Origin of the sequence: Massilia sp. ZL223, assembly GCF_018119395.1 — a bacterium.
GTDB lineage: Bacteria > Pseudomonadota > Gammaproteobacteria > Burkholderiales > Burkholderiaceae_D > Telluria.
Window position 1 is genome coordinate 40,321 of sequence record NZ_JAGPWD010000019.1, and the last position, 16,749, is coordinate 57,069.

Below are 16,749 nucleotides of genomic sequence, written 5' to 3' on the forward strand. Positions count from 1 at the left end.
GCGCGGCCGCCGCGCTCTGCTAACATCGCATCCATTCCATCCAGGAGGTACTCGTCCAATGCGCCATTGATGCCGCCGTCAGTTGACGGCCCGTTCTTCGCCTTCCCGCTCGCGCAGGGAAGTTCGCCGGCATCCTGGAGCATCCATGACGACTACCGTACTCGCGCTCGACCGCGCATCCTTCGTCCTGCCCGACGGCAGGAACCTGTTTTCCGATCTCACCGAACAATTCGACACCCGCCGCACCGGCCTGGTCGGGCGCAACGGCGCCGGCAAGAGCGTGCTGGCGCGCCTGCTCGCGGGCGAACTGGAACCGGCGGCGGGACGCTGCCTGCGTCCGGGCTCCGTCTACTACCTGGCCCAGCACGCGGGGCAGGGCGGCGCGCGCACTGTGGCCGAACTGGCCGGCGCCGGCCCGGTGCTGGCGGCGCTGGAACGCATCGAGGCCGGCAGCCTGGAGCCCGGCGACTTCGAGGCGGTGGGAGAGGGCTGGGACATCCGCCAGCGCCTGGCGCAGGAACTGGAGCGCGCCGGCCTGGGCCATCTTGCACCAAGCACGCCGGTGGCCTCGCTGAGCGGCGGCCAGGCGATGCGGGTGGCGCTGGCCGGCGCCGCCCTGCGCGACCCGGATGTCCTGATCCTGGATGAACCCAGCAACCACCTCGACCGGGCGGGCCGGCAGGCGCTCGCCACACAGCTGCTGGCATGGCGCAAGGGCCTGATCGTGATCAGCCACGACCGCGAACTGCTGGGCATCATGGAGCGCATCGTCGAGCTGTCCGAGCAGGGTTTGCGCAGCTACGGCGGCGACTACGCCTTCTACGAAGCCGTCCGGCGCCAGGAACAGGACAGCGCCGCGCGCCAGCTCGAACACGCGCGCCTGGCCCTGCGGCGCGACGAGCAGGAGCGGCGCGAGCAGCGCGAGCGCCAGGCGCGCCGCCAGGCCCAGGGCAAGCGCGAAGGCAAAACGGCCAACCAGGCCGCCATCCTGCTGGGCGGACGCAAGGAGCGCAGCGAAGGCAGCACCGGCCGGCTGCGCGTGCAGCACGAGGCCGCGCGCGAGGAGGGGGCGCGGGCGCTGCGCGAGGCCGCCCTGCAGCTGCGCGAGGACGCGGCGGTGCGCATCCATGCGGCGGGCGGCGCGGCGCCCGCCCAGCGCCGCGTGGCCCTGCTGGAGGACGTGGTGCTGCCGTTCGCACGCGCGCCCCTGGACCGCGTCAGCCTGGGCGTGACGGGCCGCCAGCGCATCGGCATCGAAGGCCCGAACGGCTGCGGCAAGTCGACCCTGCTGAAGGTGCTGGGCGGCGTGCTCGCCCCGCTGGCCGGTGAAGTCAGCCTGCCGGCGCGCGTGGCCTGGCTCGACCAGCAGCTCGGCATCCTCGCTCCGGCGCGTTCGACCCTGGACCAGCTGCTGGAGCGCAACCGCAGTGTAGGGGAGGACATGCTGCGCACCTGGCTGGTCCAGCTGGGACTGGACGCCGACGCCGTGCGCCGCCCCTCCGGCCTGCTCAGCGGCGGCGAGCGCCTGAAGGCGGCCCTGGCCTGCGTGCTGTACGCGGACGAGCCGCCGGAACTGCTGCTGCTCGACGAGCCGGGCAACCATCTCGACCTGCCCTCGCTGGCCGCGCTGGAAGCGATGCTGAACGCCTACCAGGGCGCGCTGGCGGTGGTGTCGCACGATGCCGTCTTCCTGGAGCGCATTGGACTGACGCAGCGCCTGCGGGCCGCGCCGGATGGCTGGCGATTGCTATAATCCGGGGTTACGAATTCCCACGAAGAACGACGATGTTGCGCACCCTTGTCATTTCCCCCAACTGGATCGGCGACGCCGTGATGGCGCAGCCCCTGCTGCGCCGGCTGAAAGAGCTGCATCCGGACCGGCCCATCGACGTGCTGGCGCCCACCTGGGTGGCGCCGGTATGGCAGGCCATGCGCGAAGTCGACTCGGTGCTCGAGGCGCCGTTCAAGCACGGCAAGCTCCAGCTCGGCGAGCGCCGCGCCTTTGCCGGGATGCTGAAGGCGCGCGGCTATGCCGATTCCTACGTGCTGCCCAACACCCTGAAATTCGCCCTGATCCCGTGGCTGGCCGGCATCCCGAAGCGGGTCGGCTACAAGGGCGAGATGCGCTACGGCCTGGTGAATGTCATGCACCACGACGACAAGGCCGCGCCGCGTCCCATGGCCCAGTTCTACGCCGCGCTGGCGGACGAGCCGGTGCGCCACCTGCCGCGCCCGGACAAGCTGCCCGAGCCCGTGATGTGGGTCGACGGCGCCCAGGCCCAGGCCGCGCTGGCGCGCCTGAACCTGCCGGCGGGTCCCTACGTCGCCTTCGCGCCGGGCGCCGAATTCGGCCCGGCCAAGCGCTGGCCGTCCGCCTATTTCGCCGAGCTGGCCCAGACCATCCGCGCCAAGCGCCCTGACGTCGGCATCCTGCTGATGGGTTCTCCGAAAGACCGCGCGGTGTGCGAGGAGATCACGGCCGTGGTGCCGGAGGCGCACAACCTGGCCGGCTCCACCTCGCTGAGCGAAGCGATCGCCCTGATCTCGCGCGCGGCCGCGGTGGTGACCAACGACTCGGGCCTGATGCACATCGGCGCCGCGCTGCGCCGCCCGGTGGTGGCGATCTACGGCCCGACCGACCCGCGCCACACGCCGCCGCTGTCCGAGCTGGCCAAGGTGCTGTGGCTGCACATCGAATGCTCGCCCTGCCAGCAGCGCGAGTGCCCGCTGGGGCACCAGAACTGCATGAAGCAGATCCCGCCGGCCGCCGTGTGGCAGCCTTTGCAACCCATGCTCGCCGGCGCGGGCGTCACGACTACTTAAAAGGACCCACCATGATTCTGGTTACAGGCGCAGCAGGCTTCATCGGCGCGAACCTGGTGCACGCATTGTCGGCACGCCAGCCGTTTTCCGTCTTCGGCGTCGACAACATGTCGCGCCCGGAGAAGTTCCACAACATCGTCGACGCCGAGATCGCGGACTACCTCGACAAGGAAGACTTCATCGCGCGCCTGCGGTCCGGCCAGTTCGACCGCAAGTTCACCGCCGTGCTGCACCAGGGCGCCTGCTCCAACACCATGGAGACCGACGGCCGCTACATGATGGCGAACAACTACGAGTACACCATCGAGCTGTTCGAGTTCTGCCAGCGCCAGAACATCCCCTTCATCTACGCCTCGTCGGCGGCGGTGTACGGCGGCGGCACGGTGTTCAAGGAAGAGCGCCCGCACGAGCGCCCGCTGAACGTCTACGGCTATTCCAAGTTCCTGTTCGACCAGTACGTGCGCCGCCACTGGCTGGGCCGCAGCCGCGGCAAGGACACCGGCCCGCAGGTGGTGGGCCTGCGCTACTTCAACGTCTACGGCCCGCTGGAAGGCCACAAGGGCACGATGGCCTCGGTGCCTTTCCACCAGTTCCACCAGTTTCAGAAAGAGGGCAAGGTCAAGCTGTTCGGCGCCAACGAAGGCTACGAGGCGGGCACCCAGATGCGCGACTTCATCTTCATCGAGGACGTGGTCAAGGTGAACCTGTTCTTCCTGGACCACCCGGAACAGCGCGGCATCTTCAACCTGGGCACCGGCCGCGCGCAGCCCTTCAACGACCTGGCGGTGGCCACCGTCAACGCGCTCGCCAACGAGGGCGGGGCGCCCATGTCGCTCGAACAGATCGTGGAGAAGGGGCTGCTGGAGTACCTGCCGTTCCCGGACAAGCTCAAAGGGAAGTACCAGAGCTTCACCCAGGCCGACATTTCCGCGCTGCGCGAGGCGGGGTATGCGGAGACCTTCACCGACGTGGCGGGCGGGGTGGCGAAGTATATGGAGTGGTTGAAGGGGCAGCCGGTGCGCTGATCTTCGTGGAGGGCCGCCTGAGGGCGGCTTTTTTTTCGCCTTCTCCCCACAAATAGTTGCATCCCAGCATTCCACCCTCAAGCCCAGTCACGCGCCGTGCGCGCACTCCCTCGTGTAGACTCTGCTCACCTTCGTTGTTCATTTTTTAACTAAGGAAGCACTGCGTGAATGCCAACCTGACCGGACACCTGTCGCCTGACCAGGAAGACCTGTCTCCCTCCACCCGTGCCATGCTGTCCCTGCGCGCCCAGGTGATGGAACAATGGATGGCGAACGTGCGCAAGACCGTGCTGCAGGCGCGCTCCCTGGCGGTGCCGATCCTGGAGAACACGCTGCCGGCCTACTACGACACCCTGGCCGCGCTGCTCACGCCGGGCTATTCGGCGCGCGCCCACAACGACCTGGGCGCGGTGGCCAGCGAGCACGGAGGCGAGCGCGCCCGCATGACGGTCTACGACGCCACCGCCCTGATCCACGAGCTGCAGATCTTCCGCGATACCCTGTTCGCGGCGCTGGAGCAGGCCGGCGTGGCGCTGACCCAGGACGAGCGCGCCAACCTGGTGGCCAGCATCGACGCCACCATCCGCGAAAGCGCCAATTCCTTCGCCGTGGTGCAAGCCGCGCTGCGCGAGCAGTACGTGGCCGCGGTCGCGCACGACCTGCGCACGCCGCTCTCGACCGCGCAAATGGCGGCCCAGATGATCGAACATACCTCGAACGACGAGACGGTCAAGCGCTACGCGGACAAGATCGTCGCCAGCACCAAGCGCATCGATGTCATGACGCGCGAGCTGCTGGACCGGATCTCGTTCTGCAAGACCGGCCCCTTCACGCTGGACATCTCCCACGTCGACATGGCCGACGTGGCGCGCGAAGTGGCGCAATACGCCCAGAATTTTCATGCAGTGGAACTGGAGCTCGAAGTCGAACCGGTCACGGGCTGGTGGTCCCGTGAAGCAATGCAGCGCGCCATCGAGAACCTGGTCAACAACGCGATCAAGTACGGCTCGAACGCGCCGATCCGCCTGGCCGTCACCACCACCACGGAACGCGTGCAGGTGCTGGTGCACAACCAGGGCAAGCCGATCGCGCCCGAAGACAGCGAAAGCATCTTCCAGCTGTTCCGGCGCGCCGGCAACCAGGAAGCGGGCGAAGGCTGGGGCGTCGGCCTGCCTTACGTGCGGCGCGTGGCCGAAGCCCACGGCGGCAGCGTCCTGATGTCCAGTTCCGAGGAAGAGGGCACCAGCTTCGTCATCGACGTCCCCACCGACGCGCGCCCCTTCGCAGGCGCGCCGACGGCCGCCTAGGCTGTCGATTTACCCATCAGTCCCTGGCCGCCGACCGGCTCGGTCTCGAAGCGCTCGCCGAAGCCCGCGATCAGCGGCCGCCCCTTGGCGATCGCCTGCTGCACCGAATGCAGCGAGAGCGAAGCCTTGTGGCTTTCGCGGCTGTCCCAGGTCTCGGTGATCCACAGCGCATCCGCGTCGGCCAGGTCCTTGGCGACGACATAGCTCAGGCAGCCCGGCATGGCGGCCGTGCCTTCGAGGAGGATGGCGATGAGCGCGTCGCGCTGGCCCGGCTGGGCGCGCATTTTTCCGATCAATCCGTACATGCGAGGCGTGTCCTTGGTGGCGGGAGCGGCCAGGGCGGCTGGCGCCGCCAGCGGCAGGGCGGCCAGTGCGGCCACCGCGGTGCGTCGGGAAACAGCCATGGCGCGTCCTTGTGGAAAGGTGAAGGTGAAGGTGGAGTATAGGACGCGGCGCACGCGTGGCCAAGCGCTTTCGCGAACATATGCATGCTGGAGTAAGATGCATTTTTTCGAACCCTTGCGAATCCGCGATGCGACTTTCTTCCCTTGCCCTGGCCGCCGGCGCCGCCGCCCTGTCCAATTCCCTTCACGCCCAGCAGGCCGCTCCCGCGATCTCCGAGACGGCGCTGCGCGCCCACCTGTCCTTCCTGGCCGACGACCTGCTGGAAGGCCGCGGCACCGGCCAGCGCGGCGGCGACCTCACGGTGCGCTACCTCGAGACCCAGGCGGCCCTGATAGGCCTGCAACCGATCCAGGGGGGCGGCTACCGCCAGCCGGTCAGGATCGAGGGCACCCGGCTGCTGCCGGGCAGCAGCGTGAGCTTCGAGGCCGGCGGCAAGCGCATCAGCCCGGAGATCGGCAAGGGCATCGTGTTCGGCACCGCCAGCGGCAAGACCGCGCTGGCCTTCGACGCGCCGCTGGTCTTCGTCGGCTACGGCGTCACGGCCGGGGAAGAGCAGTGGAACGACTACAAGGGCCAGGACATGAAGGGCAAGATCCTGGTCATGATGGTCAACGACCCGCAGCCCACCAGCGAGGAACCGAACCGCTTCGCCGGCAAGGCCTACACCTGGTACGGCCGCTGGCTGTACAAGTTCGAGGAAGCGGTGCGCCAGGGCGCGGCCGGCGCGCTCCTGATCCACACCCTGCCGTCGTCCTCCTATCCGTGGAGCGTGCCGGCCAACGGCTTCTCGCACGAGCGCTTCCACCTGGCCGGCGCCGGCAATCCCGTCGAAGGCTGGCTGCACGAGGATACCGCGCGCGCGCTGTTCGCGGCGGCCGGCCACGACCTCGACCAGCTGCGCGCGCAAGCCGAAAGGCGCGACTTCCGCCCGGTGGACCTGAAGATCGGCGCCCACGTCGAGCTCAAGTCGGCGATCCGCCAGGTCGAGCAGTTCAACGTGGTCGGTATCGTGCCCGGCACCGACCCCAGGCTGAAGGAACAGGCGGTGGTGTATTCCTCGCACTGGGACCACCTGGGCATGGACGAAGGTCCCGCCGCCGAACGCAAGAAAGACCGCATCTACAACGGCGCCATCGACAACGCCTCGGGTACGGCGGCGCTGCTGGCGATGGCCACCGAGGCGGTGAAGAAGCCCACCCGACGCACCCAGGTCTTCCTGTGGCCGGCGGCGGAAGAGCAGGGCCTGCTGGGCAGCGCCGCCTACGTCAGGAATCCGGTAGTGCCGCTGGCGCGCACCGCCGCCGACCTGAACCTGGACAGCCTGAACTTCGTCGGCCGCACCAGGGACATCGGCGTGCCCGGCGCCGAACGCAGCAGCCTGTACGACACGGCGAAGGCGGTGGCGCGGAAGATGGGCCTGAAGCTGGCGCCGACCATTCCCGACCTGTCCGGCGCCTACTTCCGCGCCGACCACTTCAACTTCGCCAAGGCCGGCGTGCCGGCCTTTAATGTCGGCTCGGCCGTGTTCTCGGGCGACGGCCACTTCGAGTTCGAGCACGGCCAGGATACGTCCAGCCAGAAGATGGTGGGCTTCAAGCAGCACTACCACCAGATCAGCGACGAATACCGCCCGGACTGGGACTTGTCGGGCATGGTGCAGCAGGCCCAGTTCACGCTCAACCTCGGCTACGCCGTGGCCAACGCGCCGGCCATGCCTACGTGGAAGAAGGGCGACAGCTTCGGTCAAGTCAAACGCTGACCGTGCGGGCCGCGGCCTGCTCCAGGATGCGGCCCAGGTTCGCCATGTCGACCGGCTTGACCAGGTGATGGTCGAAGCCGGCCGCCGCGCTGGCGCGCCGGTCCTGGTCCTGGCCGTAGCCGGTGACGGCGACCAGGATCGCGCCGCGCGTCCTCGGGTCCGCGCGCAGGCTGCGCGCCAGCTCGTGGCCGTCGATGTCGGGCAGGCCGATGTCGAGCAGGCAGACTTCCGGGCCGAAGCCGGGCGCCAGCTCGAGGGCGCGCGGCGAGGCATTCTCGGCCAGCACCTCGTGGCCGTTGGCGGCCACGTACATGGACAGCACCTCGGCCGCGTCCTGGTTGTCGTCCACCACCATCACCCTGAGCCGGCGCGCCTCGGCGGCGGCGCCGGCATCCGCGCCCGCGTCCGGTCCCTGGGCGCCGCGTTCGGCGCAGCGCGGCAGGGTGACCGTGAAACTGCTCCCCAGCCCCGCGCCGGCGCTCTCCACCGCCACCGTTCCGCCATGCAGCTGCACCAGGCTGCGCACCAGGGCCAGGCCGATGCCCAGTCCGCCCAAGGCGCGGTCCGGCGTGCGCTCGCCCTGCACGAACATGTCGAAGGCGCGTTCCAGCTCGGGCGGCGACATGCCGATCCCGTTGTCGCTCACGCGCAGCCGGACGGATTCAGGATCGGCGCTCAGCGCGGCCTCGATGCGTCCGCCGTCGGCGGTGAACTTGACGGCGTTGTGCAGCAGGTTGCCCGCCACCTGCACCAGGCGCTTGCGGTCGCCCAGCACCCAGGCCGGCTCGGGCAGCAGCCGGACTTCGAGCCGGTGGCCCTTGCGGCGCACGGCTTCCTGCACCTGCTCGGCGGCGTCGGCCACGACCTCGTTGATGTCGAGGCGCTGCTTGGCGATGGTCACCAGGCCGCGCGTGACGCGCGAGACGTCGAGCAGGTCGTCCACCAGCCCGGCCATGTGGCGCGCCTGGCGCGCGATGATCTCGCTGATCTGCTTGATGCGCGCGGCTTCCAGCCGTCCCTGGCCGAGCAGCTGGGCGCCGGAGGCGATCGGCGCCAGCGGGTTGCGCAGCTCGTGCGCCAGCATGGCCAGGAATTCGTTCTTGCGGGTGTCCGCCTGGCGCAGCGCCTGCTCGGCCTTGACCCGCTCGGTAATGTCCTGCAGGGTGCCGCGCAAAGCGCTCACGCGGCCATCGGGCGCGGCGATGCTGTCGGCGCGCCAGTCGATCCAGATGTGCCGGCCGTCGGCGTGGTTGACCTCGAGTTCGAGCCGCCCGCTGCCTCCCTTGCGTTCGAGCTCGCGGCGCAGGCCGTCCATGCGCTGCCACGATGCCTCGGGCAGCAGGGAGCCGCGCAGCCGGGGGAAGGGCGGCACCGGGCGTCCGAAGATGGCCGGCACCGAATCGGAGGTCTCGATGCTGTCGTCGGCCAGGTTCCAGTGCCAGGTGCCGAAGCGCGCCAACAGGTGCGATTCGCGCAGCTCCTCTCCTTGGCCGCCAGCGCCTGGGCGCGCTCGGCCAGCAGGCGCGAGGCGGTGCCGATCGATTCGGCCACTTCGGCGGCTTCCCTGACATAGGCTTCGCGGAAGGGCGGGGCCGGCTCGCCCCGGCCGAGGGCGACCGCGCCCTCGTGCAGGCCGCGCACCGAGCGCGCCAGGCGGCCGCCGATCTGCCAGGCCAGCCACAAGCCGATGGCGAACAAGAGCGCCAGGCCGGTGAGCAGCACCGCCAGCGGCTGCAGCAGCGACTGGATCAGGGCGGCGCGCGGCACCCCGACCGCCACGCCCCAGCCGGTCAGCTCCGAGCGCGAATAAAAGGTGAGCACGTCCACGCCTTCCTGGGTGGTGGCGCCGAACACGCCTTCGCGCGAGCGCTGGATGGTCTTGAACAGGCTTTCGGTCACGCGCCTGCCGATGAAAACGTCGGCACTCACGTTGCGCCCGAAGATCACGCCGGCGGCGTCGAAGATCGAGGCGACCGAGCCCTCCGGCACCGACTTGGGCGTCAATACGTCGTCGAAGTAGTCCGGGCGCAGGCCGATGCTCAGCACGTAGGCGATCTCGCCGCGCACCAGCACCGGCACGTCCACGCTCACCGTCGGGCGGCGCCGCACGGCGCCGGTGAACACGTTCGCCACCGAGGGCCTGCCGGTCGAGAACACCTTGTCGATCTGCGGCGAATGGTCGAGCGGCAGCGCGGCGCCGAAGTCGACCGCGGTGTTCATGACCTGCTGGCCGCGCCGGTCGCGCAGGACCGCGTTCATGCTGGCGCCGGTGAGCGACAAGGCCTCGCGCGCCTGGCGGTGCACGCGTGCGAAGTCCTCCCGCTCGAGGGCTTCGGCGGTCGACAGGGTCTGGGCGATGGCCTGGCCGCGCAGCAGCTTGCTCTCGACGGTATGGACCAGGGCGCGCACCGTCTGCATGGTGTTCTTTTCGAACTGGGCGCGCGCCTTTTGGTACTGGTGGACGAACAGCAGCGAGGCCCCGACGATCCCCGGCAGCAGGGTGGCCAGCACCAGCCACAGCAGGTAGGCCCGCAGCGGTCTGCGGATGGTCGACACATCGTCACCGTTCACATTGTTTTCCGGGGTGGGCTGGACAGCGGAATTCTACGTGCAATCCGACAAGACGCCGATTTCAGTACGCGCCACTTGCATGGACGGCCACAGGTGCGCCTGCACCTGGGGCGCGCGGACGCTCATCCGTTGCAGGCGCGCCATAGCGCGCAGCCCGAACGTGAAATATTTTCCCGAAATTGTGATTTCTCCATCGAATTTGCGCCCGCTTGGCCGTAATGTATCTTGCTGAGTAGCAAGACTTAACATTGACGCATCTGGAGCCCACATGGAATCGGTAAAGACGGCGGAAGAACAGGAAGTCCTGTCGTTCCGCCTTGCAAAAGAAGAATACGCAATCAGCATCCTCAAGGTGCAGGAGATCCGCGGCTATGACGCGCCGACCCGGCTGGCCAGCGCGCCGGCCTACCTCAAGGGCATCATCAACCTGCGCGGCGCGATCGTGCCGATCGTCGACATGCGCATCAAGTTCGGCCTGGGCGAGCCGGTGTACGACTCGTTCACGGTGGTGATCATCCTGAACATCGCGCAGCATGTGATCGGGATGGTGGTCGACAGCGTCTCGGACGTGGTCACGCTGGCGAGCGACCAGATCCGCCCGGCCCCCGACATGGGCGCCAGCGTCGAGACCAACTGCCTGCTCGGCCTGGGCACGGTGGGCGAGCGCATGCTGATCCTGCTCGACATCGACAAGCTGATGCAGTCCGACGAACTGGGGCTGGTAGCGTCGCTGCCGCACGCCGCCTGAAGCCACGGAGGAAACAAGAACATGAAACTCGCCAACCTCAAGATCGGCAAGCGCCTGGCGCTGGGCTTTGGCATCGTCTGCGCCATGCTGGTGCTGATGGTCGCACTGAGCAATGCCATGCTGGCGCGCGTCAACGCCGGCACCGACGAAATCGTCAACGGGCGCATGCCGAAGATCGAAATGACCGGCCAGATGCAGGCCGACATCAACGACATCGCCATCGCGATCCGCAACATGATGCTGACCGACGACCCGGCCGACCGCCAGAAGCTGGCCGAGGAAGTCATCGAGCACCGCCGCAGCATGAATGCGATCCTCGCTGAGCTGGACAAGTCGCTCGTGAGCGCGCGCGGCAAGGAACTGCTGGCGCAGATGAAGCAGGAAACCGCCGGTTACGTGAGCGGCCAGGACAAGCTGATCCGCCTGATCAATCTCGACGAGCTGGACGCCGCGCGCTCGCTGCTCAAGAGCGAGCTGCGCCCGCTGCTGGTGCGCCTGAAGAAGGCCACCGCCGAGCAGAGCGCGCTGCAGAAGCAGATCGCCATGGACGCCGCCGCCGAGGCGGCCCGCACCTACCGCAGCACCAGCATCCTGATGTGGGGCCTGGGCTTTGGCGCGCTGGCGCTGGCCGCGGCAGTGGCCTGGTCGATCACGCGCTCGATCACGCGTCCGGTGGCCAAGGCGCTGGAGGTGGCGAACACCGTCGCCGCCGGCGACCTGACCAGCCGCATCCAGGTCGACACCCGCGACGAGATGGGCCAGCTGCTGCAGGCGCTCAAGGCCATGAACGAGAACCTGGCGCGCACCGTGGGCGTGGTCCGCACCGGCACCGACACCATCGCGGTGGCCGCGGCCCAGGTGGCGGCGGGCAGCCAGGACCTGTCTTCGCGCACCGAGCAGCAGGCTGGCGCGCTGGAGGAGACCGCGTCTTCGATGGAAGAGCTGACCTCGACCGTCAGGCAAAACGCCGACAACGCGCGCCAGGCCAACGTGCTGGCCGAAGCGGCGGCTAACGTCGCCGCGCGCGGCGGCCAGGTGATCGGCCAGGTAGTCGGCACCATGGGCGAGATCAACGACTCGGCCAACAAGATCAACGACATCATCGGCGTCATCGACGGCATCGCCTTCCAGACCAATATCCTGGCCTTGAATGCGGCGGTGGAAGCGGCGCGCGCCGGCGAGCAGGGCCGCGGCTTCGCGGTGGTGGCGGGCGAGGTGCGCAACCTGGCGCAGCGCTCGGCCAACGCGGCCAAGGAGATCAAGGCCCTGATCGGCGCGTCGACCGACAAGGTGGCCAGCGGCAGCAAGCTGGTGGCCGAAGCCGGCGCGACGATGCAGGAGATCGTGGACAGCGTGCGCCGCGTGACCGACATCATGGCCGAGATTTCGAGCGCCAGCATGGAGCAGACCTCGGGCATCGAGCAGATCAACCAGGCGGTGGTGCAGATGGACGAGACCACGCAGCAGAACGCGGCCCTGGTGGAGGAGGCGGCGGCCGCGTCGAGCCAGATGCAGGAGCAGGCCGCGATGCTGGCCAAGGCGGTGGCCGTGTTCCAGATCGGCGCGGCCCAGGCGGCGCCGGTCGCGGCTCAGGTGAAGACGCCGGCGCTGCCGAAGCCTGCTGCGGCGCCTGTGCCTGCGCGTGCGCCGGCGAAGGCCAAGGCAAGCGCCACCGCCGGGGACTGGGAAGAGTTCTGATCCAGGCGTCCGGCGAGGACTAAAAAAAACGGCAAGCCCGAGGGCTTGCCGTTTTTCGTTGGAGCGCGTCGATTAGAACGAGTGACGCACGCCCACGTTGATGGCTTTCGGATCCGCGCCGACGAGCGGCGACAGCAGGGTGCCGCCAGCCGAGGTCAGGCCGAAGTTGCCGACGTCGTTGTTGCGCAGGGTGGCGAAGGTGCCGTACAGGTTGGTACGCTTCGACAGGGTGTAGGTGTAGGCCAGGGTGAAGCCGTTGCCCTTGCCGCCGTTGCCCAGTTCCTGGCGCTGGAATTGCAGGAAGAACTTGTTCGGGCCGGTGGTCCAGGTTCCGCCGACGTTGATCTGCTCGTAGGCGTTGTTGGCGCCGGTCGGGTCAGCGACCAGGTAGCCAGCGCGCGCTTCGAAGGCGCCGAACTTGTAGCCGATGCCCGATGCGTATTCCTTGTCGTTGCCGGCGGCCAGGCGCTCGACTTCCTGGTAGGCGGCGCCCAGGTACAGGTTGCCTTGGGTAGCTTCCAGCGAGATGCCCAGCACGTCGTTCGACGGACCGCTCTGGCGCTCGCCGGCGCCGTAGGCTGCGCCGATCACAACGCCGTTCCACGGGTTGCTCTTGTAGTTGACCGAGTTCGACAGGCGGCGGGTAGCGCGCGGCAGTGCGCCGGCCGGGGTAGCGAAGGCTGCCAGGCTGCTGCCGTAGAAGCCATGGCCCAGTGCGTCGGTCGCTTGAGCGATTGCAGCGATCGGGCTGTATTCACGGCCCACGGTCACGGTACCGAAGTTGCCCTGCAGGCCGACGACTGCGCGGCGCTGGAACAGGGTCGAATCGCCGGCGCCGGAGTCGACAGCGACGCCAGCTTCCAGGTTGAACAGCGCCTTCAGGCCGTTGCCCAGCTCTTCGGTGCCACGGAAACCGATACGGCTGGTCGATTGGGTGCCCGACTGAACCACCACTGCGTGGTCTTCGCCGGCGATGTCGCGGTCTTCGATGCCGAACGACGCGTCAACCACGCCATACATGGTGACCGAGGTCTGGGCTTGCGCGAACAGGGGCAGGCTCGAAACGAGGGCAGCTGCCAGGATCTTCTTATTCATGGATGAGTCTCTCCAGTAGTTAATTTGAAATGCCAATCCATCATTACACGAAGGATAGCGGTTTGTCATTGCCCCGCCCGGGAGAAAGGCAGGATTAGTTGCGAAAAGGAAACATCGCTGCCCCGTACCATAACAGGTGAGCACTTGCTTTACCAATAACCCTTAGCACTATACTTATGCTGATTGTGTCTTCGCAAAATGAGCGTTGCGAATTGTACACAATTTCCGCTAGTCTTGTCTTTAATACGATAGCGCTAACATATTTATACTGCTTTGTCGATACTAAAATCGGTATCGGAACGGCGGAAAAATTGATTGGATCGTTCTCAGTGCAGCGCCTACCATTCCTCTCGAGCATGTAAAAAAGCAGCCGCGAGCAGCCAGCGCCGGCGCACCAAAATAACGACAGAGGAGACGTATGAAACGCTTAGCATCGGGCCAAGCTGCGCCCACCCGTACCTTCATGTTGCGCGCCACCGTCGCCGCACTCGCCGGCGCCGGACTGATGAGCGCCGCCACGGTCGGCGCCCAGGAAATCTCCCCCGCCGCGGCCGCCGAAACGACGGCGCCGGGCGACACGCAGACCGTGGTCGTCACGGGCGTCAAGGCATCGCTCATCAAGAGCCTGACGAACAAGCGCCTCAACGACCAGGTCGTGGAATCGGTCGTTGCCGAAGACATCGGCAAGCTCCCCGATAACAATGTCGTCGAAGCGCTGCAGCGCGTGACGGGCATCCAGGTCACCAACCGCGCCGGCGGCGAAGTCGGAACCTTGTCCATCCGTGGCCTCCCCGACGTCCAGACCACCTGGAACGGCCGCAATATCTTTACCGCGTCGGGCACGCAGGTCGCGCTTCAGGACATTCCCTCGACCCTGGTTCGCCAGATCGACGTTTACAAGACGCGCGACGCCAGCCAGCTGGAAACCGGCATTGCAGGCCAGATCGACGTGAAGTCGCTGCGCCCCTTCGATTTCAAGGGTTCGCAAGTGTCGATTTCAGCGCGCGAGACCTATCTGGATCCGGCGAAAAGGTGGAACCCGCAGCTCAGCGCCATGTTCAGCAACCGCTGGGAAACCGGCATCGGCGAAGTCGGCGCCCTGGTCAATCTGGCGGGTACCCAGACGAAATACCGCAACGAAAGCGTGACGCCGGGCGCCATGGTGCCGTTCACCAGCCCCAATGCTGCCGAAGTTCCACCAGGTTACGTGCCCCTGCAGCGCATCTTCGACAACAATATCTGGGCGCCCGGTACCCGTACCGGCCTGCCGATGGCAGCGGGTTCGACGCTGAATTTCAACGGCCAGGCCTATCCTTACTACCTGGCGCGCGACGCCGTCTTCCAGAGCGATGTCCAGGGTGAACGGAAGCGTCCCGCCGCCAATATCGCCCTGCAGTGGAAACCGAACAGCGATGCGGTCTACACCTTCGAATCGATGTACAACGGTTATCGCGACAAGGCCTTCAATCAGCTGCTGTTCAGCTTTGTCGACTGGTGGGGCGACCTCGGCAGCAACCCGGCGGGGACGATTACGACCTTCCCGGGAACGAACGTCATCAAGAGCCGCTCGGTCAATAACGTCTATGGCTTCAACAGCGGCGACTACACCACGTCGAAAACCGATTCCTTCGTGTATGCCCTGAACGGCAAGTGGAATATTGGCGACCGCCTGAAGCTGGACGGTGATCTGTCCTACCAGACGAGCGAGTTCGACACGCAATTCACCGCCACCCGGATCGATCGCGTCGCCCCGTCTATCGACGTCGACTTCAATGCCGGCGGCGATACGGCCTTCCGTTTCAACGACAATGCCGAGCTGGCCGACCCGAGCAAGTGGAATGTGGCGGAGTTCTACGATAACGCCAACCGCAACAAGGGCAGCGCCGCGACGGCCGCGCTGGCGGGCGTCTTCGATGCCGGCTGGGGTCCGCTGGAAACGCTTAACTTCGGCGTGCGCCACGACATACGCAAGGCGTCGGAAGCCAACCGGACGCAATCGGCCTTCCTGGGCCGCAACCTCGCCTCGCTGGGGCCTGAGTATGCCATTACCAACTCGAACTTCGGCACGGACATCTCGGACGTTCCGCGCTCGTGGGTGGAGCCCAACGCCTACTATATCCGCGACAATATCGACGAGTGGCGCAAGCTCTATAACTCGGTCAACAGCAACTTCCTGACCACGGACAAACTGAGCCTGCAGAAGACCTTCGAGATCGAGGAAAAGACGAGCAATCTCTACCTGATGGGGAACTTCCAAAGCGAGCTGTTCGGCAATCGCCTGCGCGCCAATGCCGGCGTGCGCTACACCAAAGTCGATACCGACATGACCTTCTATAAGGTCGATGCCACCACCAAGGCGGTCACTGCGTCCGGCGCCAGCAAGTCGACCAGCAAGTTCCTGCCCAGCCTGACGCTGACCTACGACCCGGCCAAGGACGTCGTGACGCGCTTCAATTTTGGTAAAACCCTGCGCCGTCCAAACTTCGGTGACCTGAATCCTGTCCTGCAACTCGCCGACGACGTGTCGCGGGTGGGTTATGGCTCGGGCACCGGCGGCAATCCGGACCTGAAACCGACGCTCTCGACGAACTTCGATCTGACGGGTGAGTGGTATTTCCAGAAAGACAGCGCACTCTACGGCACTGTGTTCAAGCGCAAGATCGACGGCCTGGTCGTGCCCCTGCGCCGCAAGATTCACGTCGACCCGGCGGACGACCCGTTCCGCAACTCGACCTCGGGCGGCGACCATACGAACGGCTATGACTACGTCATCAACTCGCCGGTCAACGCTTCCGACGGCACGATCAAAGGCGTCGAGATTGGTTTGATCTACTTCCCGAAATGGCTGCCGGGCCCGCTGGACGGCCTGGGCTTCCAGGGCAGTTATACCCGACTCAGCTCGTCGCAGAACGTTCCCGAGGCGAATAGTGCCGGCGAGATCATCGCTCAGCTCGAGACGCCGTTCTTCGGGGTGTCCGACCGTTCCTACAACGCCACCCTGGCGTACGAGAAGGGCCCGGTCAGCGCGCGCTTGTCCTATGTCTGGCGTTCCGGCTTCCTGGCCGCCAACGAAGCCGCCTTGTTCGCCAATCCGATCGGTATCTGGCGTCACCCGGAAAAGAGCGTGGACATGCAGGTTTCCTACAAAATCAACGACAGGACGTCGGTCGATATCGCTGCGATCAACTTGACGAACGAAATGCAGCGGCAGTACTACCACTTCGGCGAAGCGGGTAACCAGCAGTTGACCAATTTCGGTACGGTCCAGGTCGGACGTTCGGTCTCGGTCGCCTTGCGGTGGAAGATGTAAGCCCCGAC

11 protein-coding genes are annotated in these 16,749 nt (G+C 66.8%); 8 read left to right on the top strand and 3 right to left on the bottom strand.

The window, feature by feature from the left end:
- Positions 1–145 precede the first annotated feature (145 nt).
- The 4 genes from KBW95_RS13250 to KBW95_RS24580 all read left to right on the top strand — a co-directional run bounded on the left by KBW95_RS13250 (position 146) and on the right by KBW95_RS24580 (position 5,155).
- Positions 146–1,753 carry an ABC-F family ATP-binding cassette domain-containing protein gene (locus KBW95_RS13250; RefSeq protein WP_211528471.1) on the top strand — a complete coding sequence of 536 codons (1,608 nt, stop codon included), beginning with the start codon at positions 146–148 and terminating at the stop codon, positions 1,751–1,753.
- 32 nt (positions 1,754–1,785) lie between these two features.
- Positions 1,786–2,823, top strand: a complete 1,038-nt coding sequence (gene waaF / locus KBW95_RS13255) for a lipopolysaccharide heptosyltransferase II (RefSeq protein ID WP_211528472.1) — start codon at positions 1,786–1,788, stop codon at positions 2,821–2,823.
- A gap of 11 nt (positions 2,824–2,834) precedes the next feature.
- Entirely contained in the window at positions 2,835–3,848 is a 1,014-nt protein-coding gene (gene rfaD / locus KBW95_RS13260; protein ID WP_211525691.1) for an ADP-glyceromanno-heptose 6-epimerase, read from the top strand.
- A gap of 164 nt (positions 3,849–4,012) precedes the next feature.
- Positions 4,013–5,155: a HAMP domain-containing sensor histidine kinase gene (locus KBW95_RS24580; RefSeq protein WP_211528473.1), complete on the top strand. Its 1,143-nt coding sequence runs from the start codon at positions 4,013–4,015 to the stop codon at positions 5,153–5,155.
- Here KBW95_RS24580 and KBW95_RS13270 read toward each other — a convergent pair.
- Positions 5,152–5,559: a putative quinol monooxygenase gene (locus KBW95_RS13270; RefSeq protein ID WP_211528474.1), complete on the bottom strand. Its 408-nt coding sequence runs from the start codon at positions 5,557–5,559 to the stop codon at positions 5,152–5,154. The genes KBW95_RS24580 and KBW95_RS13270 overlap by 4 nt on opposite strands.
- Before the next feature lie 128 nt (positions 5,560–5,687).
- Here KBW95_RS13270 and KBW95_RS13275 point away from each other — a divergent pair, with 128 nt between their 5' ends.
- Positions 5,688–7,319, top strand: coding sequence for a M28 family peptidase (locus KBW95_RS13275; protein WP_211528475.1), 1,632 nt, complete (start codon positions 5,688–5,690; stop codon positions 7,317–7,319).
- Here the strand turns inward: KBW95_RS13275 and KBW95_RS24585 are convergent.
- A complete protein-coding gene (locus KBW95_RS24585; RefSeq protein WP_229429733.1) occupies positions 7,309–8,778 on the bottom strand; it encodes an ATP-binding protein in 1,470 nt (489 codons plus the stop codon). The two genes, KBW95_RS13275 and KBW95_RS24585, sit on opposite strands and share 11 nt — an antisense overlap.
- Positions 8,779–10,158: 1,380 nt before the next feature.
- Here KBW95_RS24585 and KBW95_RS13285 point away from each other — a divergent pair.
- Both KBW95_RS13285 and KBW95_RS13290 read left to right on the top strand, forming a co-directional pair.
- Entirely contained in the window at positions 10,159–10,638 is a 480-nt protein-coding gene (locus KBW95_RS13285) for a chemotaxis protein CheW (protein WP_211525695.1), read from the top strand.
- A 21-nt stretch (positions 10,639–10,659) separates the two neighbouring features.
- On the top strand, positions 10,660–12,336 hold the full coding sequence (locus tag KBW95_RS13290) for a methyl-accepting chemotaxis protein (RefSeq protein WP_211528476.1): 1,677 nt from the start codon (positions 10,660–10,662) through the stop codon (positions 12,334–12,336).
- 72 nt (positions 12,337–12,408) lie between these two features.
- Here the strand turns inward: KBW95_RS13290 and KBW95_RS13295 are convergent, their stop codons facing one another.
- A complete protein-coding gene (locus KBW95_RS13295) occupies positions 12,409–13,431 on the bottom strand; it encodes a porin (RefSeq protein ID WP_211525697.1) in 1,023 nt (340 codons plus the stop codon).
- Between the two features lie 463 nt (positions 13,432–13,894).
- On the opposite strand from KBW95_RS13295, the gene KBW95_RS13300 reads away from it, so the two are divergent.
- The gene (locus KBW95_RS13300; protein ID WP_229429734.1) at positions 13,895–16,741 is read left to right on the top strand and encodes a TonB-dependent receptor; all 2,847 of its coding nucleotides are present in this window, start codon (positions 13,895–13,897) and stop codon (positions 16,739–16,741) included.
- Positions 16,742–16,749 lie beyond the last annotated feature (8 nt).